Source organism: Agromyces sp. NPDC052230, assembly GCF_040679595.1.
Lineage (GTDB): Bacteria > Actinomycetota > Actinomycetes > Actinomycetales > Microbacteriaceae > Agromyces.
Window position 1 is genome coordinate 619244 of the sequence record NZ_JBFAVC010000001.1, and the last position, 24604, is coordinate 643847.

30 protein-coding genes are annotated in these 24604 nt (G+C 70.1%); 6 read left to right on the forward strand and 24 right to left on the reverse strand.

Annotation, left to right across the window (positions count from 1 at the left end; all coding sequences use genetic code 11):
- Positions 1-11: 11 nt before the first annotated feature.
- The 4 genes from AB0K73_RS03045 to AB0K73_RS03060 are packed head-to-tail and all read right to left on the reverse strand — an operon-like array spanning position 12 to position 3105.
- Positions 12-389 (reverse strand): NUDIX domain-containing protein, encoded by a 378-nt coding sequence (locus tag AB0K73_RS03045; RefSeq protein ID WP_360510664.1) that lies wholly within the window; start codon positions 387-389, stop codon positions 12-14.
- Positions 390-439: 50 nt separating this feature from the next.
- Positions 440-1213 (reverse strand): FAD:protein FMN transferase, encoded by a 774-nt coding sequence (locus AB0K73_RS03050; protein ID WP_360510663.1) that lies wholly within the window; start codon positions 1211-1213, stop codon positions 440-442.
- Positions 1214-1219: 6 nt separating this feature from the next.
- Positions 1220-1699 carry an FMN-binding protein gene (locus tag AB0K73_RS03055; protein WP_360510662.1) on the reverse strand — a complete coding sequence of 160 codons (480 nt, stop codon included), beginning with the start codon at positions 1697-1699 and terminating at the stop codon, positions 1220-1222.
- Entirely contained in the window at positions 1699-3105 is a 1407-nt protein-coding gene (locus tag AB0K73_RS03060; RefSeq protein WP_360510661.1) for a ferredoxin reductase family protein, read from the reverse strand. The genes AB0K73_RS03055 and AB0K73_RS03060 overlap by 1 nt, the downstream gene beginning before the upstream one ends.
- Positions 3106-3235: 130 nt before the next feature.
- Here AB0K73_RS03060 and AB0K73_RS03065 point away from each other — a divergent pair, with 130 nt between their 5' ends.
- Positions 3236-3607 carry a rhodanese-like domain-containing protein gene (locus AB0K73_RS03065; RefSeq protein ID WP_360510660.1) on the forward strand — a complete coding sequence of 124 codons (372 nt, stop codon included), beginning with the start codon at positions 3236-3238 and terminating at the stop codon, positions 3605-3607.
- Positions 3604-4131: a hypothetical protein gene (locus tag AB0K73_RS03070; protein ID WP_360510659.1), complete on the forward strand. Its 528-nt coding sequence runs from the start codon at positions 3604-3606 to the stop codon at positions 4129-4131. The genes AB0K73_RS03065 and AB0K73_RS03070 overlap by 4 nt, the downstream gene beginning before the upstream one ends.
- Here the strand turns inward: AB0K73_RS03070 and AB0K73_RS03075 are convergent.
- From AB0K73_RS03075 to AB0K73_RS03085, 3 genes are read right to left on the reverse strand one after another with little or no spacing between them, the layout of a single operon-like run.
- On the reverse strand, positions 4118-4450 hold the full coding sequence (locus AB0K73_RS03075) for a hypothetical protein (protein WP_360510658.1): 333 nt from the start codon (positions 4448-4450) through the stop codon (positions 4118-4120). The two genes, AB0K73_RS03070 and AB0K73_RS03075, sit on opposite strands and share 14 nt — an antisense overlap.
- 54 nt (positions 4451-4504) lie before the next feature.
- Positions 4505-5251, reverse strand: a complete 747-nt coding sequence (locus tag AB0K73_RS03080) for a phosphatase PAP2 family protein (RefSeq protein ID WP_360510657.1) — start codon at positions 5249-5251, stop codon at positions 4505-4507.
- A gap of 42 nt (positions 5252-5293) precedes the next feature.
- Positions 5294-6088 (reverse strand): phosphatase PAP2 family protein, encoded by a 795-nt coding sequence (locus tag AB0K73_RS03085; protein ID WP_360510656.1) that lies wholly within the window; start codon positions 6086-6088, stop codon positions 5294-5296.
- A gap of 143 nt (positions 6089-6231) precedes the next feature.
- Here AB0K73_RS03085 and AB0K73_RS03090 point away from each other — a divergent pair, with 143 nt between their 5' ends.
- Positions 6232-6810, forward strand: a complete 579-nt coding sequence (locus AB0K73_RS03090) for a YdeI/OmpD-associated family protein (protein ID WP_360510655.1) — start codon at positions 6232-6234, stop codon at positions 6808-6810.
- 6 nt (positions 6811-6816) lie between these two features.
- Here AB0K73_RS03090 and AB0K73_RS03095 read toward each other — a convergent pair whose 3' ends face one another.
- From AB0K73_RS03095 to AB0K73_RS03110, 4 genes are all read right to left on the reverse strand, one after another.
- A complete protein-coding gene (locus tag AB0K73_RS03095; RefSeq protein WP_360510654.1) occupies positions 6817-7653 on the reverse strand; it encodes a class II glutamine amidotransferase in 837 nt (278 codons plus the stop codon).
- Between the two features lie 21 nt (positions 7654-7674).
- Positions 7675-8232, reverse strand: coding sequence for a dihydrofolate reductase family protein (locus AB0K73_RS03100; protein WP_360510653.1), 558 nt, complete (start codon positions 8230-8232; stop codon positions 7675-7677).
- Between the two features lie 33 nt (positions 8233-8265).
- A complete protein-coding gene (locus AB0K73_RS03105) occupies positions 8266-9576 on the reverse strand; it encodes a serine hydrolase domain-containing protein (RefSeq protein WP_360510652.1) in 1311 nt (436 codons plus the stop codon).
- A 67-nt stretch (positions 9577-9643) separates the two neighbouring features.
- Positions 9644-10969 (reverse strand): AAA family ATPase, encoded by a 1326-nt coding sequence (locus AB0K73_RS03110; protein WP_360510651.1) that lies wholly within the window; start codon positions 10967-10969, stop codon positions 9644-9646.
- Positions 10970-11156: 187 nt separating this feature from the next.
- Here AB0K73_RS03110 and AB0K73_RS03115 point away from each other — a divergent pair, with 187 nt between their 5' ends.
- Positions 11157-12203: a hypothetical protein gene (locus tag AB0K73_RS03115; protein WP_360510650.1), complete on the forward strand. Its 1047-nt coding sequence runs from the start codon at positions 11157-11159 to the stop codon at positions 12201-12203.
- A gap of 47 nt (positions 12204-12250) precedes the next feature.
- Here AB0K73_RS03115 and AB0K73_RS03120 read toward each other — a convergent pair whose 3' ends face one another.
- The 5 genes from AB0K73_RS03120 to rpmB all read right to left on the reverse strand — a co-directional run bounded on the left by AB0K73_RS03120 (position 12251) and on the right by rpmB (position 15603).
- Positions 12251-14218 (reverse strand): cytochrome c oxidase assembly protein, encoded by a 1968-nt coding sequence (locus AB0K73_RS03120; RefSeq protein ID WP_360510649.1) that lies wholly within the window; start codon positions 14216-14218, stop codon positions 12251-12253.
- A 123-nt stretch (positions 14219-14341) separates the two neighbouring features.
- Complete coding sequence (locus AB0K73_RS03125; RefSeq protein WP_360510648.1) at positions 14342-14629, reverse strand: HU family DNA-binding protein; 288 nt, start codon at positions 14627-14629, stop codon at positions 14342-14344.
- A gap of 261 nt (positions 14630-14890) precedes the next feature.
- On the reverse strand, positions 14891-15196 hold the full coding sequence (gene rpsN / locus AB0K73_RS03130) for a 30S ribosomal protein S14 (RefSeq protein ID WP_360510647.1): 306 nt from the start codon (positions 15194-15196) through the stop codon (positions 14891-14893).
- Positions 15197-15199: 3 nt separating this feature from the next.
- Positions 15200-15367: a 50S ribosomal protein L33 gene (gene rpmG / locus AB0K73_RS03135; protein WP_021760158.1), complete on the reverse strand. Its 168-nt coding sequence runs from the start codon at positions 15365-15367 to the stop codon at positions 15200-15202.
- Entirely contained in the window at positions 15367-15603 is a 237-nt protein-coding gene (gene rpmB / locus AB0K73_RS03140; RefSeq protein ID WP_056727420.1) for a 50S ribosomal protein L28, read from the reverse strand. Before rpmB ends, rpmG begins: the two co-directional genes overlap by 1 nt.
- A gap of 161 nt (positions 15604-15764) precedes the next feature.
- Here rpmB and AB0K73_RS03145 point away from each other — a divergent pair, with 161 nt between their 5' ends.
- The gene (locus AB0K73_RS03145; protein WP_360510646.1) at positions 15765-16121 is read left to right on the forward strand and encodes an MmcQ/YjbR family DNA-binding protein; all 357 of its coding nucleotides are present in this window, start codon (positions 15765-15767) and stop codon (positions 16119-16121) included.
- 21 nt (positions 16122-16142) lie between these two features.
- On the opposite strand, the gene AB0K73_RS03150 is transcribed toward AB0K73_RS03145, so the two are convergent.
- The 5 genes from AB0K73_RS03150 to AB0K73_RS03170 are packed head-to-tail and all read right to left on the reverse strand — an operon-like array spanning position 16143 to position 20192.
- Positions 16143-16562, reverse strand: a complete 420-nt coding sequence (locus tag AB0K73_RS03150; RefSeq protein WP_360510645.1) for a transcriptional repressor — start codon at positions 16560-16562, stop codon at positions 16143-16145.
- Entirely contained in the window at positions 16559-17401 is an 843-nt protein-coding gene (locus AB0K73_RS03155; RefSeq protein WP_360510644.1) for a metal ABC transporter permease, read from the reverse strand. The genes AB0K73_RS03150 and AB0K73_RS03155 overlap by 4 nt, the downstream gene beginning before the upstream one ends.
- Positions 17401-18273, reverse strand: coding sequence for a metal ABC transporter permease (locus tag AB0K73_RS03160; protein ID WP_360510643.1), 873 nt, complete (start codon positions 18271-18273; stop codon positions 17401-17403). Before AB0K73_RS03160 ends, AB0K73_RS03155 begins: the two co-directional genes overlap by 1 nt.
- A gap of 46 nt (positions 18274-18319) precedes the next feature.
- Entirely contained in the window at positions 18320-19138 is an 819-nt protein-coding gene (locus AB0K73_RS03165; protein ID WP_360510642.1) for a metal ABC transporter ATP-binding protein, read from the reverse strand.
- A gap of 4 nt (positions 19139-19142) precedes the next feature.
- Positions 19143-20192 (reverse strand): metal ABC transporter substrate-binding protein, encoded by a 1050-nt coding sequence (locus AB0K73_RS03170; protein WP_360510641.1) that lies wholly within the window; start codon positions 20190-20192, stop codon positions 19143-19145.
- Between the two features lie 116 nt (positions 20193-20308).
- Between AB0K73_RS03170 and AB0K73_RS03175 the strand changes: the two genes are divergently transcribed.
- Complete coding sequence (locus tag AB0K73_RS03175) at positions 20309-20794, forward strand: GNAT family N-acetyltransferase (RefSeq protein WP_360510640.1); 486 nt, start codon at positions 20309-20311, stop codon at positions 20792-20794.
- A 43-nt stretch (positions 20795-20837) separates the two neighbouring features.
- Here AB0K73_RS03175 and AB0K73_RS03180 read toward each other — a convergent pair whose 3' ends face one another.
- The 3 genes from AB0K73_RS03180 to AB0K73_RS03190 form a co-directional block, all read right to left on the reverse strand.
- Positions 20838-22298, reverse strand: a complete 1461-nt coding sequence (locus AB0K73_RS03180) for a dihydrolipoamide acetyltransferase family protein (RefSeq protein WP_360510639.1) — start codon at positions 22296-22298, stop codon at positions 20838-20840.
- A gap of 63 nt (positions 22299-22361) precedes the next feature.
- Positions 22362-23345, reverse strand: coding sequence for an alpha-ketoacid dehydrogenase subunit beta (locus AB0K73_RS03185; RefSeq protein WP_360511273.1), 984 nt, complete (start codon positions 23343-23345; stop codon positions 22362-22364).
- 119 nt (positions 23346-23464) lie between these two features.
- A complete protein-coding gene (locus AB0K73_RS03190) occupies positions 23465-24598 on the reverse strand; it encodes a thiamine pyrophosphate-dependent dehydrogenase E1 component subunit alpha (protein ID WP_360510638.1) in 1134 nt (377 codons plus the stop codon).
- Between the last annotated feature and the right edge of the window lie 6 nt (positions 24599-24604).

Sequence of the window (24604 nt, forward strand, 5' to 3'; positions counted from 1 at the left end):
CGAGCCGCCGATCAGGATCGCCACCGGGCGAGCAACTCCTGCAGGCCGCGAGTGAGCTCGAGCGTCGACAGCTCATCAGGAGTGGCCCAGCGCACCCCTCCGGCATCGTCGGCCGCGACCGGCTCGCCGCCGAGGTACTGGGCGGCGAAGCTGTGGATCTCGAAGACGCCGCCGTCGGGCGTGGACCGCTCGATCATGCCGGCCTCCGAGACGATCCGCACCCGCAGGCCGGTCTCCTCGAGCACCTCCCGGGCGGCGGCATCCTCCAGGCGCTCGCCGGGCTCGACGCGGCCGCCGGGCAGAGACCAGCGGCCCGCCTCGGGCGGCTTGGAGCGCTGCACCAGCAGGAGGCGGCCCGCGGCATCCGCCACCATCGTGCTCACCGCCATGACCCGGCTCGTCGGCCGAGGCTGACCGGCACCCTCCGGTGCGGAACCCGTCATCGCACGACCCGTTCCCGGCATCGGGCGTTCGCCGCGAGCGTGCCGTCTCCGAAGGCGGCGAGGACGCCGACCGGATGCTCGTCGGTCACCGCGTCGAGGGTCGCTCGTCCGCCGGCCACGATGGCCGTCGCCAGCACGTCGGCCGTGACGATGTCCCCGGCGAGCACGGTCGCCTGTGCGATCGTGTCGCGGAGGCTGGCTTCGGCGTGCACCGGAGTGCTCCAGATGTGCTCGCCCCGCTCGCTCGTTCCCGAGGTGGCCACCGCCGGCAGGTCGTCATCCGAGCGCACGGTCGTGAGCAGCTGTGATCGGTCGGCCGGGTCGACGACGCCGGTCGTCCAGAAGCCCCGCTCCGGCGCACCCGCCGTGAGCACGTCCCCACCCGCATTCACGGTGAACGCGTCGAACCCGGCCTGGCGCAGCACGTCGCCGGCGGCCGCGATCGCCTCGGCCTTCACCAAGCCCGAGAGGTCCACGATGCCGTCGGGCCGGTGCGGCGTGAAGGCGCCCCCGGTGCGGGCACGCCAGCCCACCGCCGCCGCATACATGTCACGCACCTCGGGACTCGCGTCGGCGAGTCGCACCTCGCCCCGCGCGATGCGCGTGAGCTCCGAGTCGTGCCGATAGAGGCTGAAGGTGCGCTCGAACGCGACGAAGGCGTGGCGAACGCCGGCGAGTGCGTCCTCGAGGCGTGCACTGGAGACATCCGCCCCTTCCACGACCCGGACGCTCACGGTCGTCCCCATGGCGTCGAAGATGTGCACGCCCATCGCCGGCTACCCCGTGAATCCCGCCGCGTCGAGGGCGGACTGCACCGACGTACGGTAGGCCTCGGATGTGAACGTGGCGCCCGAGACGTTGTCGACCGCCGTCGACTGCGCGGCGAGGATCTCCTCTCGCAGGATCGGCGCGGCACGCGCGCTCACCTCGATCGACGTCTCGCCCGAGTCGGTGAGCTTCAGGGCGATGACGTCGGTGATGACGTCGCCTTCGATGACGACCTGCACCTGGACCGTGCCGTACTTCGTGTCGATGATCGCGCCGTCGACCGTCACGGGGACCGGAGCCGCCGGCGCTTGGGTCGCGGCACCCGTCCCTTCCGGGGCATCCGTCACCGCGTTCGAGTCAGGCACGGTCGGCGGGGCCGCAGTCGGTGCAACCTCTGCAGGAGCCAGGTACCCCGAGCCGACCAGCCACCCGGCACCCAGGGTCACCGTCGACGCGGAGACCAGGATCACGGCACTCGATCGTCGCATCACCAGTTGAACCTCTCGGTGTGGATCTGTCGCCGGCGCAGGCCGGCCGATCTCGCGTCGGCGATGACGAGATCCGCCCACACCGCCGGACCGCAGACGTACACGTCGGCATCGGAGAGGTCGGGCACGAGGGTCGCCAGCGACTCGTCGGCCATCGACTCGGGAAGCCACGTGCGCACGCGCCTCGTCGGTGGACCCACGATCTCGAGCAGCCGCACCGACGCGTGTTCGCGCAGCGCCTCGAACTCGCGCCGGAGGTAGAGCTGGCTGTCGTCATTCGCGCGGAGGATGATCGTCACGGTGCGCGCCCTCTTCACCATGCCGTCGGCGATCGCCCGGATGGGGGTGATGCCGATGCCGGCCCCCAGGAGCACGGCGTCGGGGCTCGTGCGGGCCGCGGTGGTGAAGAGCCCGTACGGCCCCTCGAAGTAGACCGGGGTTCCCGGCTTCACGCCGAGCACGCGACGACTGTCGTCCCCGAGATCGCGCACGGTGATCCTGAGACCGCGCCCGTCGGGAGCGGCGGACAGCGAGTACGGATGACCCTCCCATCGGAGGCCTGACGACCAGAACCGCCAGATGAAGTACTGGCCGCCGAGCCCATGCAGGTGGTCGAGGTCGCGACCGGTCATGACGACCGATGCCACGCCCGGCGCCTCCTCCACCACCTCCGCCACCCGCAATCGATACCGCGCATTGCGGGCCAGCGGGATCATCACGCGGAAGACGAGGATCGCGCCGAGCACGCCGAACGTCAGCGCCAGCCAGTACCACCGGGCCCACGTTCCCTCGGCGAAGAGCCCGCCCTGAGAGAACTGGTGCGGCAGGGCGAGGAGCACCGCCGCATACGTCACCAGGTGCACCAGGTACCAGAACTCATGGGACACCACTTGGCGCACGATCGCGAGCGAGGTGACCACGACGAGGATGAACCCGGCGAGCGCCGCGAACGCCTGCGGCATGTCCCTCATGGTCGTCAGCATGGACACGCCCTGCGCGATCGGGTCGCGGCCCAAAGCGAGTCCGTAGCCCCACATCAGCAGCAGCGCGTGCGCGATGAGGAGGTACAGGGCGGGCTTGCCCAGCCAGCGGTGCGCCGCCAGTGTGCGATCGGTGCCGAAGGCCCGGTCGATCAGCGGGATCCGCGCGACGAGGAGCAGCATGAGGAACACGACGTTGCTGCCGACGAGGCCGGCGACGATCCCGAGGCCGGTCGGAACATCGCGCAGGTTGGTGAAGTACGACGCCCCGCCGTCGGCGAGGAAGAGCGCCAGCACGACGACGGTCGAGAACCAGGCGAGGCCTTCGAGGAGGTCGGCGAGGCGCAGGCGATTCCGGTGACGGCGCTGCAGCAGCACGAGCGGGGGCACGGTCGGTTCGCGTGACTCGGAGGCCAAGCCGGACATCTCGCCTCCCCCAAGTGGTCGAGCGGACTTGGCGCTCATCCTACGACGAACACCGACAGAAATACCCCTGGGGTATTTCTGTTATCGTGGATGGGTCGTCTCGACCAACGCACGCAAGGAATCTCCTCACATGAAGCTCTTGTCCCGTCTGCTCGCCCCGCTCGCCGTCATCTTCGCCGTGGTTCTCGGCGTCACGGCCTGCGCCCCGACCACCGAGGGGATCGACGTGGCATCCGACACCGTCATCATCGACGTGCGCACGCCCGCCGAGTACGCCGAGGGCCACCTCGATGGCGCCGTGAACATCGACGTGCAGTCGCCCGAGTTCGACGCGCTCGTCTCCGAGCTGCCCAGCGACGGCGAGTACGTCGTCTACTGCCGGACGGGCAACCGATCCGCCGCCGCGATCGACCGCATGGAGACCCTCGGGTTCACGTCGCTCGTGAACGCCGGCGGGGTCGACGCCGCCTCGAGCGCGACCGGCATCCCGATCGTCAAGTGATCCGCGTGCCGCTCGCCGAACTGCGCTCCTGGCCCGCTTCGCGCGGGTGGATCGCGCTCGCCGCGGGCATCGGGTCGGGTGCGCTGCTCGTCGTGACCGGCAACCTCGCGACCACCACGGCAATGGCGCCGTGGTGGTCGTGGGCCGCAGTCGCCGCCGGCGCGGTGGCGTTCGGACTCGTCGTCGCCACCTTCCGGAGCGCGCCGGTCGGCGCCGAACCCGTCGTCTGCGACCTGCGCTGGCCCGTGCTCGGCTTCGTGGGGCTCTCCCTCGCGACCGAACAGGCCGCCGCCGTGCCGATGATCGAACCGTTCGTGCGGCCGGTCGTCGCACTCGCCGCCCTCGCCGTACTGGTCTACGGCCTCGTCGACCGGATTTCCCGCGAGCGTCGCATGATCGCCGAGCGCCGTCGACTCGAAGCCGGTGGCGAGTCGGTCGAGGGCCTCACCTGCACCACGTGCCGCACCCTGTTTCCGGCGCGCCCGAGCACCACCCCTGCCGCCGACGACCTCAGGCGTCGCTGACCGCGAACTCCCCGAGCGCCTGCACGCCACCGGCACGGTAGCTCTGCCACTCGCGGCTCTCACCCGCGCCCGGCATGGGCCGTTGCTCCCAGTCCACACGCAGTCCGGCTGCGGCATCCGCGATCTGCACCGCGCTCGAGTCGGCGTCGATCCGGCGCAGCAGCTCGCCGAGGGCGGCGACCCGCCCCTCGTGGAACTTGCCGGCCGGGTACGAGCGGCCGTCCTTGGCGATCGCGCATGCAGTGGTGTCGCCGAGGAGCACCGACCACTCCTCGGCGGCCGCGAGGCGCCGCCGCTTCACCTCCGCGCGATCGACCACGTCGCCAACCCTACGGCGTGATGATGTCGAACGATGGGTCTCGCAAGGGCGTCGTCAGGCCTCGTGCGCGCGCGGGTGGCGCTCGACCTTCTGCCAGACCGGCGAATGCGGGAGGCGGTTCTCCCGGTAGAGCTTCTCGGCGAACAGGGCCGCCCACACGATCAGCGCGGCGCCCGCCCCGACGAGCATGCCGCCGACGACGTCGGAGACCCAGTGCGCGCCGAGGTACATCCGGCTCCCCATCATCAGCAGCGCGTACACCGCGCCGGTGACCCACACCCAGGTGCGGAGGAAGATCAGGCCGAGCGCCGTCGCGATCACCGCCGCGTTCGACGCGTGGCCCGACGGGAACGAGCCGAAGTCGGGGTGGACGAGGATGTCCTCGGGACGCACCCGGCCGACGAGCACCTTGAAGACCTGCGTGAGCAACCCGCTCGCCGCGACTGCGGCGACGAAGAAGCCCGCGGCCCACGGCCGACGCCAGAGCAGCAGTCCGATCACGATGATCGCCGGCACGACGAAGCTCGAGATGAGGCCGCTGCCGAGCCAGTCGAACGCCAGCGCCACCGAGGTGACGGCGGGGGTGCGGGCGGCCGCGACCGCGCTCATCAGCGCCGATTCGAACTCGAAGGGCTCGCGCGCCAGGTTGATGACGATCACGACGCCGACCGCGACGACCGCGGTGAGTGCGATGACGCCCGTCCACAGCCAGGGGTGACGGCTGACCCGCACGGGCGCAGGCGCATGATGCGTGGGCGTCACTGGCGTCTCCTGGCGCGACTCCGACTGCTCTGCGCTCATCGCGCCCGCTCCTCAGCGCTCATCGCGCCCGCTCCTCTGTGCTCATCGCGCCCGCTCCTCTGATCCGATGGTCTCGTCGCCCGACTCGGCCGCTGCCGCCTCTTCGGGCGTGCCGACCCTGACCGTGCGCCACGTGTCGACCGCGATCACGATGCCGAGCACGACGAGCGACAGGAAGATCGACCCGACCGCGTCGGTCGCGAAGTGGTAGCCGAGATAGATGCGGCAGGCGGCGGTGAGGAGCACGATCGCGGACGCGGCGGCGAAGGCGAACACCGTGATCAGGGGCCGTCGGTGCCGCGAGAACACGAGGTACGTGCCGATGAAGAGGAAGTCGGCGACGCCCATCACGTGCCCCGACGGGAAGGATGACGTCGGGTCGTAGCCGATCATCATCTCCTCGGCGGGCGGCCGATCGCGGGCGATGATCGGGGCGAGCGCCTGCACGATGATGACGCCGAGGATCATGCCGCCCGCCAGAAGCAGCGGACGCCACGCGTGCTTCGCGAAGACGCCCCAGGCCACCGTGGTGACGAGGATGATAATGGGCATCGCGATGGGGCCGAACACGATCGCCAGCACGATCATGAACGTCGTCAGCCATTCGTCACGACCCGACTCGAGCCACGCCTCGACGGGAGCGTCGATGAACGACAGGTCATCGGCTTCGAGGATCGAGTCGAGCGTGATGAAGAAGCCCGTGAGGCCGAGGACGAACAGGACGCCGGCCACGATGTAGAGGTTCCGCTTGCCGGACCCGACGACCACGCGCTCCTCGACCATGAACTTCTCATGGAACCGGCGCATGCGGCCTTCCCGTTTCGCCGTCTCGGTCACGTCAGCCTCCTCGTCCGGCCCGAGGCAGGACGCTCGGCCGGGGATAGCCATGATGCCATGTGGGACCACCCGCCTGGAGGGGGTTGCGGCGGGGGCCGCCGTCGTTGCAGCGCCCTGTCTGCGCCCCCCGGTACCCTGACGGCATGACGAGGCAAGCGGATGCCCCGCACCTCCACCTCGAAACGGTCGAAGCGTGGCGCGCGTGGCTGGCCGAGCACCACGACACGTCGTCGGGAGCCTGGCTGGTCAGCTGGCGGACGCACACCGGCAAGGCCCGGATCGCCTACGACGACGCGGTGCTCGAGGCGCTCGCGGTCGGCTGGATCGACGGGCAGGCGAAGACCATCGACGAGGAGCGCGGCGCCCAGTGGTACGCGCCACGCCGTCCGTCGAGCGGGTGGGCGGCGAGCAACAAGGCTCGCGTCGAGCGCCTCGAGGCCGAGGGCCGGATGCAGCCGGCCGGCCGAGCCGCGGTCGAGGCGGCGAAGGCCAACGGCATGTGGAGTCGCTACGACGACGCCGAGCAGTTGGTCGAACCGCCCGAGCTGACGGCCCTCCTCGACGCGGATCCGGTCGCGCGCGCCAACTGGGAGGCCTTCCCGCCGTCGGCGCGCCGCATGGCACTCGGCTGGATCGCGATCGCGAAACGCCCCGAGACACGGCAGCGACGCATCGACGAGACGGCACGCCGGGCCGCGGCGAACGTGCGCCCCGACGCGTGACGACGGTCAGTCCACCAGGAACGGCTGGTGGCGGAACCCGTCGGGCTCGAGGATCGCCGCCGTCGACTCCGGCACCTCGAGGAACACCCCCGGCACGTCGGTGAGCGGCTCCGACACGATGAGGCGTGCGCGATCGCCGAACTCGTGGAGGCGTTCCGCCTCGGGGTACATCTGCTTGAGCGTGGCCATGTCGGCCGAGTGGAACAGCGAACGCGTGCTCCCCTCCGACGAGTAGCGGAACGCCCACACCCGCACGCCGTCCGTCACCGCGACGGTGCCCTGCCAGGGATACCGCACGCCATGCTCGTGTCCGACCGACTCGACCAGTCGGATGGCCCGGCCCACCGCGCCGACCGGGTCATCCGAAAGGCCGAGCGTCATCGCGAGGTGGAAGAACACCTCTGAGTCGGTCGTGCCCAGCACGTTCGGGTAGAGGGAGGGGTCGATCGCCATGGTCAGATCGCGCTTGACCTTGCGCCAGGCCGCGATCGAGCCGTTGTGCATGAACATCCAGTTCTCGTAGCGGAACGGATGGCAGTTCGTCTGCTGGATCGGCGGCAGTGTCGCTGCGCGCACGTGCGTGAAGAACAGGGGCGACTCGATCGCCCGCGTGAGCTCGCGCAGGTTCTGGTCGTTCCAGGCGGGCTCGGTGCTGTGGAAGAGCGCGGGCGGCATGCCGGCCGTGGCGTCGGTCGGATACCAGCCGAAGCCGAACCCGTCGCCGTTCACCGCCTCCGCGCCGAGCGAGGAGCCGAGCGACTGCGCAACGATCGAGTTCGTCGAGTCGAGCACGATCGTGGACGGACGCATCGGCTCCCCGAGGTATGCCAGCCACCTGCACATCGATCCTCCCCCTCCCCCGCGTCACGTCACCCGGTACCGCAGAAATACCACGCCGCTGTCGAACCGTCGCTCCTCGAGGAGCTCGAGCGACATCCGCACGTCGTCGGGCAGGAACCGCGTGCCCCCGCCCACCACCACGGGATACAGGAACAGTCGCACCTCGTCGACCAGACCCGCGCGGAACGCGTGGGCCGCGAGGCCGGGCCCCGAGATCGAGACATCCCGCGTCGAACTCTGCACCAGGTCACGCACCGCCTCGGCATCGAAGCTCCGCTCGAGGCGGGTGCGCTTCGTGCCGATCCCGTCGAGCGTGGTGGAGAACACGACCTTGTCGGCCGACTGCCATACCGAGGTGTACTCCCGCTCCACAGGCAGTCGGTCAGGCTCCTCGTGGGCGCCCTCCCAGAAGCGCATCACCTCGAACATGCGGCGCCCGTAGAGATAGGTGCCGATGGAGCGTTCCAGCTCGTTGACGAACGCGTGCACCGCAGCATCCGGAGCAGCCCAGGTGAAATCGCCGCGCGAGTCGGCGATGTACCCGTCGAGCGACATCAGGCCGCTCGTGATCAACCTGCCCACGCGAACCTCCTCAGACCTCGCGCGCCGGGCCGCTCAGCCGGAGGGAACCGGCTCGGGCGCGGCCTCGGGCGTGCTCGGACACTTCGCCAGTTCCTGCATCCTCGTAGAGGCCTGCTCGACCGACCACGGCAGTTCGACCAGGGGACGCTCCCGCTCGGGTGCGGGCGCGGCCTTCGAGCCGATCGAGGCGAGGGCGAACGCGACCTCGCGCACGAACTCGGCGCCGGAAGTGGAGTTGTTGAGGGCGACCACCACCGTGAGGCCGCTCTCGGGGTCGGTGAACGCCGCCGTGAGCGCCCCGGTGCTCTCGCCGGCCACCCCTCGCATGGGACCGTACTGGAAGCCGCCGATGCCCGCGCCCTGCCAGGCCGGCGCGGCACCACCGAGTGGGAGCGTGGTCCACTGCGCGCGGGCCGTCTTCTCGGTGTGCAGCGCACCCGTGGCGAACGCCTGCGCGAATCGGCGTGTGTCGTCGAGGTTCGACAGCGCGCCCGCGGCGGCGCCGCCCATGGAGCTCGACTGCGCCGAGTCGTCGACCAGCACGGCGCAGTCGATGGAGCCGTCCTGCCCGAGTCGGGCCGAGTACGCGCCGAGCGCTCCCTCGAACTCGGTCGCCTTCGCCTCGGGCAGCGAGGTGGCCGTCATGCCGAGCCGATCGAAGACGTACTCAGAAGCGAGCTCCGACCAGGTGCGGCCCGTGCGCCGCTCGAGTGCCATCGCCAGCAGCAGGATTCCGGTGCGCGACTCCCGCACCTGCTCCCCGGGCGGGCTGGTGCGCGAGATCGCGAGCCCGTTGGAGAGCAGCTCGGCGGGTGGCCACGGGCGTTCGGGATTCGCGACGAAATGGCTCCGGAGCCCCGGGTAGAAGTCGGCGATGCCGGAGGTGTGACGGCAGAGCTGCTCGAGCGTGATGCCGTCGAGGCGCGGGATCCAGTCGACGTACTGTTCCACGTCGTCGTCGAGCGAGACCTCGCCCTCGTCGACGAGGGACAGCAGCACCGAGCAGGTGATCTCGGTCGTGACGGTCGCGAGGTGGAACGCGTCGTCGGGCTGCACCTCGGGTGCGCCCTCGTCGTGTGCTGCGGTTCCGGATGTCCCGATCCACTCGCCCGCCCACGGAGCCCACACGCCGGCGAGGCCGCCGCTCGATCCGCTGAGTTGAACGGCCTGGTCGAGCACCGTCTGCAGGCCGGTCGTCGTGTCGTCGGCGAACGCCGTGTCGGCCTGCTCGAAATCGGCGGCCGGATCGACGACGCCCATCGTGCACCCCGAAACGGTCAGGGACGCGGCCATCACGGCGACGAGCCCTGCCCGCCTCCGTGGCCTCCCCTGACGATCAGCCACCGTGCCCCCCTAGCCGTGTGTCCGCTGAGATTCTAACCTGCACAGGGGGTGACGCCGTACGCGACGGTCAGGCGGTCGCGCCGGGCTGCACGGTGTCGGCGCCGATCTCGCGCACGGCTCCGGCCATGAACCTCTCGACGTCGCGGTCGACCATGATGTCGCTCGGGCGCAATGGCCGGGCGAGGTACAGGCCCTCGAGCGACGTGAGCCGGCTGAGCGCAACGTAGGTCTGGCCGGGGCTGAACACGCGTGAGCCGAGGTCGACGATCGCGGCGTCGTAGCTCCCCCCCTGCGACTTGTGGATGGTGACCGCCCACGCCAGCCGCAACGGGAACTGCGTGAACTCGGCCACGATCTGCCGCTCGAGCTTCTTGCGGGCAGGATCCCAGGTGTACTTGTACTTCTCCCAGGTGACGGGTTCGACCTCGTGCTCCTCGCCGTCGATCTCGACGCGAACCTCCCGGTTGAGCGAGGTGACGGTGCCGATCGTGCCGTTCACCCACCTCGGGCCGTCGCCGCGCACCGCCGTGTCGTTGCGGAGGAACATCACCTGCGCCCCGAGCTTCAGTTCGAGGCGCTCATCGGCCGGGAACGCCCGCCCGCCGAAATCGCCGTTGACCTCGGCCTCGTTCGCGAGCGATTGGCCGGGCAGCCGATGCAGCTGGGTGCGGTTGATGCGGTTCACGGTCTCGTTGGTCGTGGCGAGCGTGATCGCGCCCTGCTCGGGCAGCGGGCGACGTGCTCCCGCATCGTTGAGCATCCCGGCGATCTCGGCGGTCACCCACCCGTGGCGTACGGCGTTGAGCATGTGCTTGAACGTGTCATCGTGCTGGCGGTGCACCTCGCCGAGCTCGTAGATGCGCAGGTCGGCCTCCCGCCAGACCTCGGCGTCGAAGAACCACATCGATCGGTACGTGTCGGCGAAGAAGCGACGCTCGTCGCCCGACCCGGGCACGGGCGCCAGCTGGTAGGGGTCGCCGAAGAGCACGACCTGCACGCCGCCGAACGGCTCGTGCGGCCGCTGCCGGGCCTGCCGCAGCGATCGGTCCATCGCGTCCATGAGGTCGGCGTTCACCATCGAAACCTCGTCGATGACGAGCGTGTCCATCGCGTTCAGGAGCTTGCGCACCGCGTCGTTCTGCTCGATCGCCTGGTCGGCGATGACGCCGATCGGCAGGCGGAACAGGGAGTGGATGGTCTGCCCGCCGACATTGAGGGCGGCCACGCCCGTGGGCGCGCAGATGACGATCTGCTTCTGCGTGTGCCAGTTCAGGTGGTTCAGGAGCGTCGATTTGCCCGTACCCGCACGGCCGGTGACGAAGACGTGCTCGCGCGTGCCTTCGATGGCCTGGAACACCGCGGACTGTTCGCGGGTGAGGGTCACGTTCTGCACGAGAGGCTTTCGAGCGGCGGGCGGATGCCGCGACCTGGCGTCGCGGCCACGACGCCCATGCGGGCGTGCTCCCACTGTAACCTCGCAGGCTGTGACATCCGCCGAGCTTCGCAGTGCCTGTGGGCTGGGCTCAGGCGGGCTGTGGAGGCCACGCGGGAGGCCGGTCGGCCCCGCTTAGACTGTCGGGGTGGGGAGCCCAGGCGTGCGCGACGGTCGGCTGTCGCTCATGTCGGTCGCCGGCTGGGCGCTGCTCGCACTGCTCCTCGTCGCCGCGTTCCTCGCGGCTCTCGGCGGGCTGAACCAGACCATCTACGGGTCATCGAGCTTCGTCGAGCGCTACCTCACCGCGATCGCCGACGACGACATCGCGACCGCCTCCACCACCCCCGGCGTCGCGCTCGACATCGAGGAGCTCGCGGCGCTCGGACTGCCTGCGGATGTCTCGACGGCGATGTTCCGCTCCGACGTCATCGAGTCGGGCCCCGAGGACGTCCGCATCCTGCGTGACGTCGCGAATCCCGACGGCGGCCATTCCGTCACCGCCAGCTATCGTCTCGACGCCACCATCGTCGAGACCACGTTCGACGTGCGCCCCCTTGCTCCGCTCTACGGGCTGCTCAGCCGGTGGGAGTTCGCGGTCAGCCCCATCGCGGTCGTCGACGTCACCGCGGCGCACCACCCCCTCTTCACCGTCGGCTCCCTCGAACTCGACACCCGAGCGAAGAAGACGGGCGACGAGCTCACGGCCTTCACCCAGGTCACGCCGTACCTCGCGATCGCCCCGGCGGTCTACGAGTTCGGCTACCGGTCGACGCTCCTCGAGGCCGTGCCGACCGCACTGCCGGTCGAGCCGTCGGCGCGCACGGCGGTCACCGTCGATTCCATGCCGACCGCGACCTTCATCGAACGCGTCCAGGCCAAGGTCGACGACTACCTGCTGCAGTGCACCAACCAGCCGGTGCTGCAGCCCGCCGGATGCCCCTTCGGCATCGAGATCGACGATCGCGTCGTGAGCGAGCCCGCCTGGAATCTGGTGTCGACCCCGGCCGTCACGCTCGTCCCCGGAGAGACCGCCTTCGAGATGCCGCAGACCGAGGGCGTCGCGCACATCTCGGTCGAGGTGCAGTCGCTCTTCGATGGCGAGTTCTCGACCCTCGAGATCGACGAGCCGTTCCTGCTCTCCCTCTCGGCGAGCATTCGGCCCGATGGCAGCATCGCCATCCAGCTGAAGTGACCCCGGTGGTCGAGTAGCGCCGCGCGGATCGCGACGCGTATCGAGACCTACGACCCCTGGCGGTCGTGATCGGCGATCGCGGCGAGCCTCGCGTTGTACTCCTCGAGTTCCGCATCGTTCGTGCGGTCGGCGTGGCGGTCGAGACGCTTCGAATCCTTCTCGTCGCTGCGGGCCCACTGCATCGCGACGGTGATCGCCAACGCGACCGTCGGGATCTCGCCGACCGACCACGCGATGCCGCCCCCGACCTGCTGGTCGGCGAGCGCGTCGGTGCCCCAGCCCATGGCGCCGTACCAGTCGGCGAGCAGGAGGCCCGTGCCCGACATGATCGCAAGCCCGAAGAAGGCGTGCAGCGCCATGGTGCCGAGCAGCACCACCAGCCGGAATGGATACGGCAGCCGGTACGGCACCGGGTCGATGCCGACGAGCGACTGGACGAAGAGGTACCCCGTGATGAGGAAGTGCACGATCATCCACTCGTGTCCGATGTGATCGAACATCGTCCAGCGGAAGAGCGGGGAGTAGTAGAAGATCCAGAGCGAACTGGCGAACAGCACTGCCGCGAAGATCGGGTTCGCGATGAACGCGCCGTACTTGGAGTGCACGGCGAGCAGGATCCACTCCCGACCGCCCCGGGAGCCGTCCTTCCGGGGGTGGATGGCCCGCGCCGCGAGCGTCACCGGCGCGCCCGGCACGAGCAGCACGGGCACCGCCATCGTGAGCGCCATGTGCGCGCCCATGTGCGCCGAGAACAGGTAGCCCTCGTAGACGTTGACGCCGCCATTGGTGATGTACGCGAGCACCAGGAGGCCCGCGATCCACAGCACCGTGCGGTAGATCGGCCACGCGTCGCCCCGCCGACGCAGCCGCAGCACACCCGCGACGTAGAAGAAGATGCCGAAGCCGCAGAGCAGCAGCCAGATGAGGTCGGGCTTCCACTCGGTGAAGTAGCGCCACCAGTCGGGCCACGGCGGCAGGGGCTCGCCCGTGAGGAACTCGGCGGGCGTGCGGGCGAGTGAGCCTGGATCCTCGGGCACCGGCGTCGCCGTGCGGGCGAGGGCCGTGGCGACCCCCGAGGCGATGCCCATGAAGGCGAGCTCCGCCACGACGAGGATCCAGAACGTGGCCTGACCCGCGCCCCGGAGCATCCGCCCGATCAGGAACCGACGCTGCACCGCACCGAACAGGCCGAGCGCGATCAGTGCCGCCACCTTCACGACCACGAGCCCGCCGTACGGGGTGCCGAGCTCCTCCCACGTGCCGATGCGAAGCGCAGCACTCGTGTACCCCGAGAGCGCCACGACGATGAACGAGATGAGCGCGACGGTCGAGTATCGGGCGAGCACGACCGGCAGGCGATCGCCCTCGAGTTCGCGTCGAAGGAGCACGATGGTCACGAGCCCACCGAGCCAGGCGGAGACGAACACGAGGTGCAGGCCGAGGGCCGTGATCGCGGCGTCGTGCCCGGCGGCGCCGGCCGAGTGACCCTGCTGCGCCAAGGGTACGAGCGCGACGACGGCGAGCACCGTGACGAACACGAGTGCGCTGTGGTTGCGCACCGCGAAGCACAGCACCGTGACGGCAGCGGCCACGAGCGTCGTGATGAGCCACGCCCGCCCGAGCTCGATCTCGGTGACGAACTGGCCGAGGCCCTGTCCGAAGGCATCGCTCAGCTCGAGGGGGGCACCCGTGACGACGAGGAACGTGAAGATCGCGGTGGCCGCGCTGGCGACCGTGAGCACGGCAGCGGATGCCGCAGCCACGTCGAGGGCGAGGTCGAACTCGCGCCGCTTCGGGCTGAGCGCCCAGACCGCGAGCACGAGCGCGCCGATCATGCCGGCCGCGCCGAGGTTCACGAAGAGCTTCGCGACGGGGAGTCCCCAGCGGGCGACCGGACCGGGGTCCTGGAAGGGGAACGGCGCGGCGCCACCGCCGATCGCGAGACCTGTGAGCGTGGCGACGAGCGCGACGACGAGGAGCACGGCGGGGCCGAGCACGCGAACGGAGCGGGGCACCGAACCAGCCTAGACGGCTCGCCCGTACGCTCGCGTGCTCCCGAGCGTACGGGCGACAAGCAGCGAGCGGCGACGACGGAGGGGCGCACGACGTGGGTCGTGCGCCCCTCCGAGCGTCGGTTGCTACTTGGCGGCGGCCTTGAGCTTCGAACCCGCCGAGACCTTCACCGAGTGGCCGGCCGGGATGTCGATCGTCGCGCCGGTCTGCGGGTTGCGGCCCGTACGCGCGGCACGCGAGGTGCGCTCGACAGCGAGCCAGCCCGGAATGGAGACCTTGGTGCCCGACTTTACGGACTCGGCGAGCGCGTCGAAGAGACCGCCGAGCACGGCGTCGACGGTGGCCTGGCTCTGGCCGGTCGACGCAGCGATCTTCGCGACGAGCTCGGTCTTGTTCAGCGACTTGTCAGCCATTGAATGTCCTCCTCGGACTTCCGCTGTTCGGTACAGCTATCTATGAGTTCTCGGGAACGATCGTTCAACCGCCCCCGTGGCCGATCGGGCCGCCTCGAATGTAGCAGAGAACCGCGGAAACACGCGGATTTCCGACCTATTCGGGCATTCTCGACTCGGCGTGTCGTTCAAGGGGCGGCCCAGCTCCGCCCAGGGAACGCCATGCGGACGACGAGAGGGGCGCCCCATACGGGACGCCCCTCTCGGGAAGGCGGTACTGGCTTACCAGCTCGACTTGGTGATGCCGGGCAACTCGCCACGGTGCGCCATGTCACGGAAGCGGACGCGCGAGACGCCGAACTTCGTGAGCACGCCGCGGGGGCGGCCGTCGATGGCGTCACGCGAGCGCACGCGCACCGGCGAGGCGTTGCGCGGCAGCTTCTGCAGGCCGACGCGGGCGGCCTCACGGGTCTCGTCGGTGCCGTTCGGGTCGACGAGGGCCTTCTTCAGCTCGGCGCGCTTCGCGGCGTAGCGGTCGACGATCACCTTGCGCTGGTCGTTGCGCGCGATCTTGCTCTTCTTCGCCATGTCTTAGCGCTCCTCTCGGAAGTCGACGTGCTTGCGCACTACGGGGTCGTACTTCTTGAGCACGAGACGGTCGGGGTTGTTGCGACGGTTCTTGCGGGTCACGTAGGTGTACCCGGTGCCGGCCGTCGACCGGAGCTTGATGATGGGACGGATGTCCTGCTGCTTCGCCACTAGAGCTTCACCCCACGAGCCTGGATGTCCTTGATGACGGCCTCGATGCCACGAGCGTCGATCACCTTGATGCCCTTGGCGGACACGTTCAGGGTGACGTTACGACGAAGCGACGGCACGTAATACGTCTTCTTCTGCACGTTCGGGTCGAAGCGGCGCTTCGTCCGGCGGTGCGAGTGCGAGATGTTGTGTCCGAAGCCGGGAACGGCTCCGGTCACCTGGCACACTGCTGCCATTGGTCTTTCCTCCAATACCGAGGGGCGGATGCCCCTCCCAAGGTCTCTTGTCTGCTGACGTTCGCCACGCCGAATCCCGCGATTTCTCGCGGTCTCGAGGAGGGATTGTCGCGGTCTGGGCAGTGGAAGTACCCAGCCAAAGATTCAGAATACCAGACCGGGTGCCCGCAGGCCGAACCGAGCGGATGCCGCGGGCCAGCGCCCAGTGGAAGGTGAACGGCAAGGGCTTCGTCTGGGAACGCCCGCTCCGTCGCACCGACCTCGAGTTCCTCGGCATCGAGATGCAGGCGGGGCCGGTACTCGGCGCCGCCTGCGAAGACGAGGCGGTGAAGCGCGCTCTCGTCGCCGAGGACCCGGCGGTGTTCTTCACGACGCCGCACTTCGACGGGTACGCGGCCGTGCTCGTGCACCTCGACGCGATCTCGCGTCGCCGCCTCGGCGAACTCGTGGCCGAGGCGTGGGTGGCGAAGGCGCCCGCGGCGCTCGTGCGCGAGCACCTCCGGCACGAACCCGACTGAGCGGCGACGAAGCGCGGCGCCTCAGGCACGCTCGGCGGCGGTCACCTCGTCTCGGGCCAGTCGCGTGCAGTTCGCGCACAGCCCGAACACGTCGACGACGTGCGCGGCGCCCGTGAAGCCGTGCTCGGCGGCCACCCTCTTCGCCCACGACTCCACCTCGCGCGCCTCGATCTCGACCGTGAGCCCGCAATTGCGGCAGATCAGGTGGTGGTGGTGACCGGTCGTGGTGCAGGCGCGGTACAGCGCCTCTCCGTCGGGCGACTGCAACGAGTCGGCCTCGCCGGTGGCCGCGAGGTCGCCGAGGGCGCGATACACGGTCGCGAGCCCGATGGGCGAGCCCGACGCGTGCAGCGTCGAGTGCAGCGCCTGCGCGCTGATGAAGCCCTCGGTGTCGTCGAGTGCCTCGCGTACGGCTTCGCGTTGCCAGGTGTTGCGTTTCATGCGGTGCGTGCGTCCTCTGCGGTCTCCACGGGTATGGCGACTCGGTTCCACGGTAGTCCGCGCAGCTTGGAGATCCCCAAGGCGACCACGAAGAAGCCGGTCGCGGCGAGCGCGATGCTGGGACCCGCGGCGACCGCGAGCCCGCGCGAGGCCAGCAGTCCGATGACGCCGGATGCCGCACCGATGACGGGTGCGGCGAGGAGGATGCCGCGGTAGGTCGGCACGACCAGCCGTGCGGCGGCGGCCGGTGCCGCGACGAGGGCGATCGCGAGGATCGCGCCGACGGCGGGCAGCGCGCTGACCACGGTGGCGGCGGTGAGTCCGAGCACGAGGAGCTCGACGGGCCACTCCCGGTGCCCCGCCGCCCGGAAGCCCGCCGTGTCGAACGTCGAGAACATGATCTGCCGGCCGAAGGCCACGACGACGAGCACGGAGACGACGGCGACGGATGCCGCGAGCACGATGTCCCCATCGGTCACGGTGAGGATCGACCCCACGAGCAGCGACTCCGCCCGCACCGGGAGGCCCGGGAGCAGCGCCTGCAGGATGGCACCCGCCGCGAACCCGCCGGTGAGCACGATGCCCGCGGCAACCTGCGCGCCCTGGTGGCGCAGTCGCGCGATGCCGGCCATGACCCCGACGAGCACGACGGAGGCCACGGCCGCACCGATCGGAACGCTCACGCCGAGGGCGGCGGCCGCGACCGCGCCCGGGTACGTGCCATGCGTGAGCGCCTGAGCGAAGAACGTGCGTCGCCGCAGCACGACCAGCGCGCCGACGAACCCGGTGCCGGCCCCGATCAGGATGGCCGCGACGAGCGCGCGTTCGAAGAACCCCATCAGCGCACCGCTCCGGATGCCGCGGTCACGCGGTCTCGGATCCACCGCGCGAGCAGGGCCACGGCGTACCCGACGATGAACACCGCCACGATCGTGCTGCCCGCCGGCAGGTCGACACCGGCGCCGACGGATGCCGCGAACCCGGCGGCGAGCCCGAGCCAGGCCGCGACGGCGGCGAACAATGCGGCGGCGGGGAAGAGCCACCACATGCGCTGGGTCATGAGGCGGGCGGCGGCGCCCGGCACGATGAGGAGGGCGAGCACGAGGAGCGTTCCGATGGTGCTCGCCGCAGCGACCACCACGAGTGCGACCGCGGCGTTGAGCACGAGGTCGAGCACGAGTCCGGATTCCCCGGCGGCTCGACTGCCCGCGCGGTCGAAGGCGCGGAACAGCTGCTGCTTGACCGTCACGAGCACGGCGGCGGCCGCGACGAGCGTGACGACGACGAGCGGCAGCACCTCGCCCGGCGGGATCGTGAGGACCCGTCCGAACAGGAGCGCCTCGAGTTCGCCCGCGTAGTCGTCGCGCCTCGACACCACGATCACGCCCACGCTGAACGTCGCGGTGAGCACGATGGCGATGGCGGCGTCGGAGGTCACGCCCGCGCGATCGAGCCAGGTCAGGATGACGGCGGCGGCCAACGCCGCGACGGCGGCGCCGGGCAGGAGCCCGGGCGTGCCGCCCACGGCGAGGCCGATCGCCAGGCCGGGGAACACCGCGTGCGTCAGCCCGTCGCTGATGAACTCGAGCCCTCGGAGATTGACGAGCACGCCCACGATGCCGGCGACGATGGCCAGCAGCAGCATGACGAGGAGCGCCCGCGCCATGAACGGGATGGCGAACGCGCCGAAGAGCGCGTCGATGAGACTCATCCGACGCCACTCCCCCAGCGGCCGGCAGCACATGCCGCTCGGGGCATCAGTGTTCCTCGTGTCCGGGCACGACCAGGGTGTGCTCGTCGATCTCGACTCCGACGCCCTCGAAGCACTCCTGCACGTTGTCGAGCGTGAGCACGGAATCGACGGGCCCGAACGCGAGCTGGCTGCCGTTGACGAGCACCACGTGGTCGCACACGAGCCGTGCGAGATCGAGGTCGTGCGTCGACACGAGGACGGCCACGCCCTGTCGCTTCAGGGAGTGGAGGGTGTCGATCAGCGCGTCGCGATTCGTCTGGTCGAGCCCATTGAACGGCTCGTCGAGCAACAGTAACCGCGGCTCCCCCGCCAGTGCTCGCGCGAGCAGGCCCCGCTGACGCTGCCCGCCCGACAGCTCACCGAAGCGCCGCTTCGCGTGGTCGGAGAGCCCGACGGTCTGGAGGGCGTGACGCACCGCGGCACGATCCTCTCGCCCGGGCCACCGGAGCAGGCCGAGCCGGCGGTACCTGCCCTGCATGACGACCTGCTCGAGGCTGATCGGGAACTCGGGGTCGACGTGGATCGACTGCGGGAGGAATCCGATCATGCGGTCTCGGGCATGTGCTTCGCGCGATGGGTCGGCTGCGGCATCCGTCACGGCGTCCGGCGCGGCCGCCCTGGCCCCGCCGACCTCGATGACGCCGGCGGTCAGGGGCACCAGTCCCAGCACGCCGTGGAGCAGCGTGGACTTGCCCGCGCCGTTGGGTCCGATGAGCGCGACCGCCTCGCCCGGCGCGATGCTGAGCTCGAGTCCGGTGACGCCGCCACCGCCCCGGTGGGTGAAGGCCGCACCCTCGAGTCGCAGCACCGGGGAGTCGCTCATGCCGTCATCCTTGCAGCACGGCCGGGAGCGGGGAAGGCTCGACACCCCACGACTCCAGGATCAGTCGTGCGTTGTGGAGCTGGCTGCCGAGGTACGTCTCGCCCTCCGAGCCCGGCGCGCCCAGTGCATCGCCGTACAGCGCATCGTCGCCCGAGTAGACCGTGACGCCCGCTTCGCGGGCGATCGTCTCCGCAGCCTTGGATGAGATGGATGCCTCGGAGAAGACGGCGAGCACGCCCGTCGAGCGGATGTCGGCGACGAGCCGGTCGATCTCGGCGGCGCTCGGCTCGGCGTTGTCGTCGAAGCTCGGGATGATGCTCCCCACGAACGTGATGTCGTAGGCGTCGACGAGATACGTGAAGGCGTCGTGGTTCGTCACGAGGAGCCGCTGCTCGACGGGCACCTGCGCGACGTTCTCCTCGATCCAGTCGTCGAGCGCCCCGAGTCGGTCGAGGTACGCCGCCTCGTTGGCGTCGAGCGCGTCGGTGTCGGTGCCGGAGACGTCGGCCAGCCCTGCGGCGATGTTCTCGACCATGTGCTCGGCGAGCTCGGGGTCGGTCCAGATGTGCGGGTTGCCGTCGGCGTGGTCGTGCTCGTCGGCCTCGTCGGCGTGGTCGTCGGCCTCGGCGACGTGTTCGTCATCGGCGTGATCGTCGGTGCCGAACAGCTCGATGCCCGTACTCGCGTCGACGAGCACCCCGTCGAAGCCCGACGCGCTGACGGCGTCGTCAAGCCAGCTCTCGAGGCCCCCGCCGTTGATCACGAGCGCGTCGGCCTCGGCGAGTGCGAGAAGTTGGCCCGCCGACGGGTCGAAGCCGTGCGCGCTCTGCCCCGCCGCGAGGAGCTGGGTGACCTCGGCCGAATCGCCGACGAGTTCTCGGGTGAAGTCCCCGACCTGGGTGGTCGTCGCCACGATGTTCGGACCGCCGGCCGCTCCCCCGCCGGCACCGGGGGTGGCGCAGGCCGAGAGACCGAGTGCCGCGGCCGTGATGACGGCGCCTGCTCCGAGCACGGTACGGGCACGGCGGACGGACGGCGCAGCAGGTCGGGTCATGGAACTACGGTAAACCTTATTGATAATGATTGTCAAAACCATTTGCAGGCGTCATCGTGGTCAAGACCTGTGGAGCATTCTGGCGACTGTCGCACGGACGTGCGAGCATGAGGCACGTGGATACGACGACGACCCCCCTCACGTTGCATCCGTTCACCCTCGCAGATGCCGAGCGCGTGCTCGCCGGAGAGGTCGACCCGCATGACGGCTGGGAGGGCGGCTACGCGTTCACCGACGAACCCGAGCTGCTCCGCGAGTTCGTGCAGGCGGTTCGAGAGACGGGCGACCCCGCGCCATTCGGTCCCTACCTGGTGCGACGTGGCAGCAATGGCGCGGCCATCGGGGGAGTGAACCTCTTCGGCCCGCCCGACGCCGACGGCGCGGTCGAGTTCGCCTTCGGCCTGGTGCCGGCGGTGCGCGGCCAGGGCTTCGCGCTGCCCGCCGTGCTCGAGACGATCGGCCTCGCCCGTTCGACCGGTGCGGCGATCGCCCGAGCCGCATGCGAGATCGCGAACCTGCCAGCCCGACGGGTGCTCGAGAACGCCGGGCTCGTCGAAGTCGGTCGCGCGGCCGACACCGTCACCTACGAGATCCGCCTCTGACCACTGCCCGCCGCGGGCCGGCGGGCCGCCGCACGCCACCGCCTCACTCGAGGAGCAGCGCGGGTTCCTCCATGATCGACGCCACGTCGGCGAGAAAGCGGCTGGCGACGTCGCCGTCGACCACGCGGTGATCGAATGACGCACCGACCGTGGTGACGAACCGCGGACGCACCTCGCCGTCGACGACCCACGGCTTCTGCTTGATCGTGCCGAGCGCGACGATGCCCACCTCACCCGGATTCAGGATGGGCGTGCCCGTGTCCATGCCGAAGACGCCGATATTCGTGATCGTGATCGTGCCGTTCTGCATCTCGGCGGGCTGGGTGCGCCCCTCTCGTGCGGTGAGCGTGAGTTGCTCGATCGCGGTGGCGAGCTCGGCCATGCTCATGGCCTGCGCCTCCTTGATGTTCGGCACGATGAGGCCACGCGGGGTCGCCGCCGCGATGCCGAGGTTCACGTAGTGCTTGACGATGATCTCGTCGTCGGTCCACTGCGCGTTGACCGTGGGGTTGCGCCGCACCGCCCAAACCATCGCCTTCGCCATGATGAGCAGGGGTGAGACCCGGACACCCGCGTAATCGGGCGACGACTTGAGCCGCTTCACGTATTCCATCGTGCGGGTGGCATCGACATCGACGAAGACACTCACATGCGGCGCCGAGTATGCGCTCAGCACCATGGCCTGCGCGATGGCCTTGCGCACGCCCTTGACCGGGATGCGGTCCTCGCGATCGGTGGGCCATTCCGGCGTCTGGATATTGCGGAAGACGCTGACCTGGCTCGCTTCCCGAATCACGTCGTCTCGCGTGATGTCGCCGATCGGGCCGGTCGGGCTCACGCGCGACAGGTCGACCCCGAGATCCTTCGCAAGCTTGCGGATCGGCGGCTTCGCGATGACGGGCATGCCGGATTCCGATCGCGGCATGCTCGGGGTCGATGTCCCGCCGGTGGGCTGAGCAGGGGAGTCGGCCGGCGGAGTCGAGGGCACCACCGGCGCCGGACGCGGAGCCGCCAGGTGCTCGTGGGCACCGCCGGGCGACGGATGCCGCTTCCGACGTGTGGCGGTGTGCCCCGAGGATCCGTGGCCGACGAGCACCGCTCCGCCTCCCTCGCTCGCGACCGGGGCGTGCGAGGCCACGGTGCCAGCCGGGGGAGTCGCCGAGGTCGCGGGGGCGGGCGCAACAGACGGCGCGGCGGCGGCTGGCGGCGCGGCGGCAGAGGAGCCGGCGGGCGCCGAGGGCGCCGAGGCATCCGGTGTCGCATCATCGGTGCGGATGACGAGGATCGGCGTGCCGACATCGACCGTGCGGCCCTCCTCGACGAGCAGTTCGGCGACGATGCCCTCGAACGCGCTGGGCAGCTCGACCAGGGACTTGGCCGTCTCGATCTCGACGAAGACCTGGTCGAGCTCGATGCGGTCGCCGGGGGCGACCCGCCACTGCACGATCTCGGCCTCGGTGAGTCCTTCGCCGACATCGGGCAGCGGGAACCGGATCTCGTTCATGTCTCTACCCTCGCAGTCGATCTATGCCGTCGCCGTCATGCAGGTGCACCGGTTCGTCGCGTGTCAGTACGCCAGTGCCCGGTCGACGGCCTCGAGCACCCGGTCGGGGCTCGGCAGGTATTCGCTCTCGAGTGCGGCCGGAGGGAACGGCGTGTCGAATCCCGACACGCGCAGCACCGGCGCCTCGAGCGAGTAGAAGGCGCGCTCGGCCACGGTCGCGGCGATCTCGGAGCCCACGCTCACGAATCCGTATGCCTCCTGGGCCACGATGAGGCGCCCGGTACGTTGCACCGAGTCGAGCAGGGGGCCGTAGTCGATGGGGGAGAGGGAGCGCAGGTCCACGACCTCGAGGCTCGTGCCCTCCTCGGCGGCGATGTCGGCCGCCTGGAGGAGGGTCGAGATCATCGCGCCATGGCCGACGACCGTGACATCCGTGCCCTGACGGATGACCCGGCTGGCGTGCAGCGGCACACCCGAGTGATCCTGGTCGACGGGGCCCTTCGGCCAGTAGCGGCTCTTCGGCTCGAAGAACAGCACGGGATCGTTCGAGGCGATCGCCTCCTGGATCATCCAGTACGCGTCATGCGGGCTCGACGGGCTCACCACGCGCAGGCCCGGAGTGTGGGCGAAGTAGGCCTCGGGGCTCTCCTGGTGATGCTCGATCGAACCGATGTGCCCGCCGTACGGCACGCGGATCACGATCGGCATCGAGATGGTGCCGTCGTGGCGCACCGTGAGGCGTGAGAGTTGCGTGGTGATCTGGTCGAACGCCGGGAAGATGAAGCCGTCGAACTGGATCTCGATGACAGGGCGATACCCGCGCATGGCGAGTCCGATCGCGGTGCCGACGATGCCCGACTCCGCGAGCGGCGTGTCGAGTACGCGACGATCGCCGAACTCCGCCGAGAGCCCCTCGGTCACCCGGAAGACACCCCCGAGCGGCCCGATGTCCTCGCCCATGAGGAGCACCTTCTCGTCGGCCAGCATCGCCTCGCGGAGCCCTGCGGTGATGGCCTTCGCCATCGACAGGGTCTGCACGCCGCGCATGCCCGGTTCGGCATACTCGGCCTGTCCAGCGGTTTCACCGGCCTCGATCGGATCGACCGCGGATGCCGCGGCGGCCTGCTCGATCGGATCGGCCACGATCTGCTCCTCAGAGCGCGCGGTCATGCCGTTCCTCCCTCGAAGCCCGTCTCGTAGGACTCGAGCCATGCGTGCTCCTCGACCATGAGCGGATGCGGCTCGCTGTACACGTGCTCGAAGATCTGCTCGCGCGTGGGAGCGGTGAGCGTGAGCGCCCGGCGACGGAGGTCGGCCGCGACATCCGCCGCCTCGCGGTCGACCTCGTCGAAGAACGCGGCGGATGCCCCGCGCCCCTCGAGCCAGGTGCGGTAACGCGTGATGGGGTCGCGCTCCGACCAGTAGGCGACCTCGGCGTCGGTGCGGTACTTCGTGGGATCGTCGGCGGTGGTGTGCGCGCCCATGCGGTAGGTGAGCGCCTCGATGAGGCTCGGACCTGCGCCTGAACGGGCCTCCTCGAGCGACTGGCGCGTGACGGCGTAGCTCACGAGCACGTCGTTGCCGTCGATGCGCACCCCGGGCATGCCGAAACCGCCGCCGCGCAGCGACAGCGGACTGCGCGACTGGCGCGACACGGGGACGGAGATGGCCCACTGGTTGTTCTGGATGAAGAAGACCTGCGGCGTCTGGTAGCTCGAGGCGAACACGAGCGCCTCACTCGCGTCGCCCTGCGAGGTCGCGCCGTCGCCGTAGTACACGAGCACCGCGGCATCCGCTTCGGGGTCGCCCGTGCCGACGAGCCCGTCGAACTGGATGCCCATGGCGTAGCCGGTGGCGTGCAGCGTCTGCGACGCGAGCACGAGCGTGTAGAGGTGGAAGTTGCCGGTCTCGGCGGGGTTCCAGCCGCCGAGGGTGGCGCCGCGCAGGAGCGACAGGATGTTCACGGGGTCGAGCCCGCGGATGATACCGACGATGTGCTCGCGGTACGACGGGAAGATGTGGTCCTGCGGGCGGGCAGCGCGCGCGGATCCGACCTGTGCGGCCTCCTGGCCGTGGCTCGGCACCCAGAGGGCGAGCTGCCCCTGCCGCTGCAGGTTCGCGCCCGCGACATCGATGCGGCGGGAGATCGCCATGTCGCGATAGAACTGCTCGAGCATGGAGTCGGGCAGAGCCTCGACGAGGGGGAGGTACGGCTCGGCCTCGGGGGTCGGGCGCAGCTCTCCGGCTGGGTTCAGGAGCTGGACCGTCGGCGCGGTGAAGTCTCTCTCGCGGGCTGCCACCGTTCC

Bases quoted from the DNA above. Each gene is read 5' to 3' on its own strand.
- AB0K73_RS03045 (WP_360510664.1), bottom strand. From the start codon at position 389: ATGGCGGTGAGCACGATGGTGGCGGATGCCGCGGGCCGCCTCCTGCTG.
- AB0K73_RS03050 (WP_360510663.1), bottom strand. From the start codon at position 1,213: ATGGGCGTGCACATCTTCGACGCCATGGGGACGACCGTGAGCGTCCGG.
- AB0K73_RS03055 (WP_360510662.1), bottom strand. From the start codon at position 1,699: ATGCGACGATCGAGTGCCGTGATCCTGGTCTCCGCGTCGACGGTGACC.
- AB0K73_RS03060 (WP_360510661.1), bottom strand. From the start codon at position 3,105: ATGTCCGGCTTGGCCTCCGAGTCACGCGAACCGACCGTGCCCCCGCTC.
- AB0K73_RS03065 (WP_360510660.1), top strand. From the start codon at position 3,236: ATGAAGCTCTTGTCCCGTCTGCTCGCCCCGCTCGCCGTCATCTTCGCC.
- AB0K73_RS03080 (WP_360510657.1), bottom strand. From the start codon at position 5,251: ATGAGCGCAGAGCAGTCGGAGTCGCGCCAGGAGACGCCAGTGACGCCC.
- AB0K73_RS03090 (WP_360510655.1), top strand. From the start codon at position 6,232: ATGACGAGGCAAGCGGATGCCCCGCACCTCCACCTCGAAACGGTCGAA.
- AB0K73_RS03095 (WP_360510654.1), bottom strand. From the start codon at position 7,653: ATGTGCAGGTGGCTGGCATACCTCGGGGAGCCGATGCGTCCGTCCACG.
- AB0K73_RS03125 (WP_360510648.1), bottom strand. From the start codon at position 14,629: ATGGCTGACAAGTCGCTGAACAAGACCGAGCTCGTCGCGAAGATCGCT.
- rpsN (WP_360510647.1), bottom strand. From the start codon at position 15,196: ATGGCGAAGAAGAGCAAGATCGCGCGCAACGACCAGCGCAAGGTGATC.
- rpmB (WP_056727420.1), bottom strand. From the start codon at position 15,603: ATGGCAGCAGTGTGCCAGGTGACCGGAGCCGTTCCCGGCTTCGGACAC.
- AB0K73_RS03150 (WP_360510645.1), bottom strand. From the start codon at position 16,562: ATGAAACGCAACACCTGGCAACGCGAAGCCGTACGCGAGGCACTCGAC.
- AB0K73_RS03155 (WP_360510644.1), bottom strand. From the start codon at position 17,401: ATGGGGTTCTTCGAACGCGCGCTCGTCGCGGCCATCCTGATCGGGGCC.
- AB0K73_RS03160 (WP_360510643.1), bottom strand. From the start codon at position 18,273: ATGAGTCTCATCGACGCGCTCTTCGGCGCGTTCGCCATCCCGTTCATG.
- AB0K73_RS03165 (WP_360510642.1), bottom strand. From the start codon at position 19,138: ATGAGCGACTCCCCGGTGCTGCGACTCGAGGGTGCGGCCTTCACCCAC.
- AB0K73_RS03170 (WP_360510641.1), bottom strand. From the start codon at position 20,192: ATGACCCGACCTGCTGCGCCGTCCGTCCGCCGTGCCCGTACCGTGCTC.
- AB0K73_RS03180 (WP_360510639.1), bottom strand. From the start codon at position 22,298: ATGAACGAGATCCGGTTCCCGCTGCCCGATGTCGGCGAAGGACTCACC.
- AB0K73_RS03185 (WP_360511273.1), bottom strand. From the start codon at position 23,345: ATGCGCGGCGTGCAGACCCTGTCGATGGCGAAGGCCATCACCGCAGGG.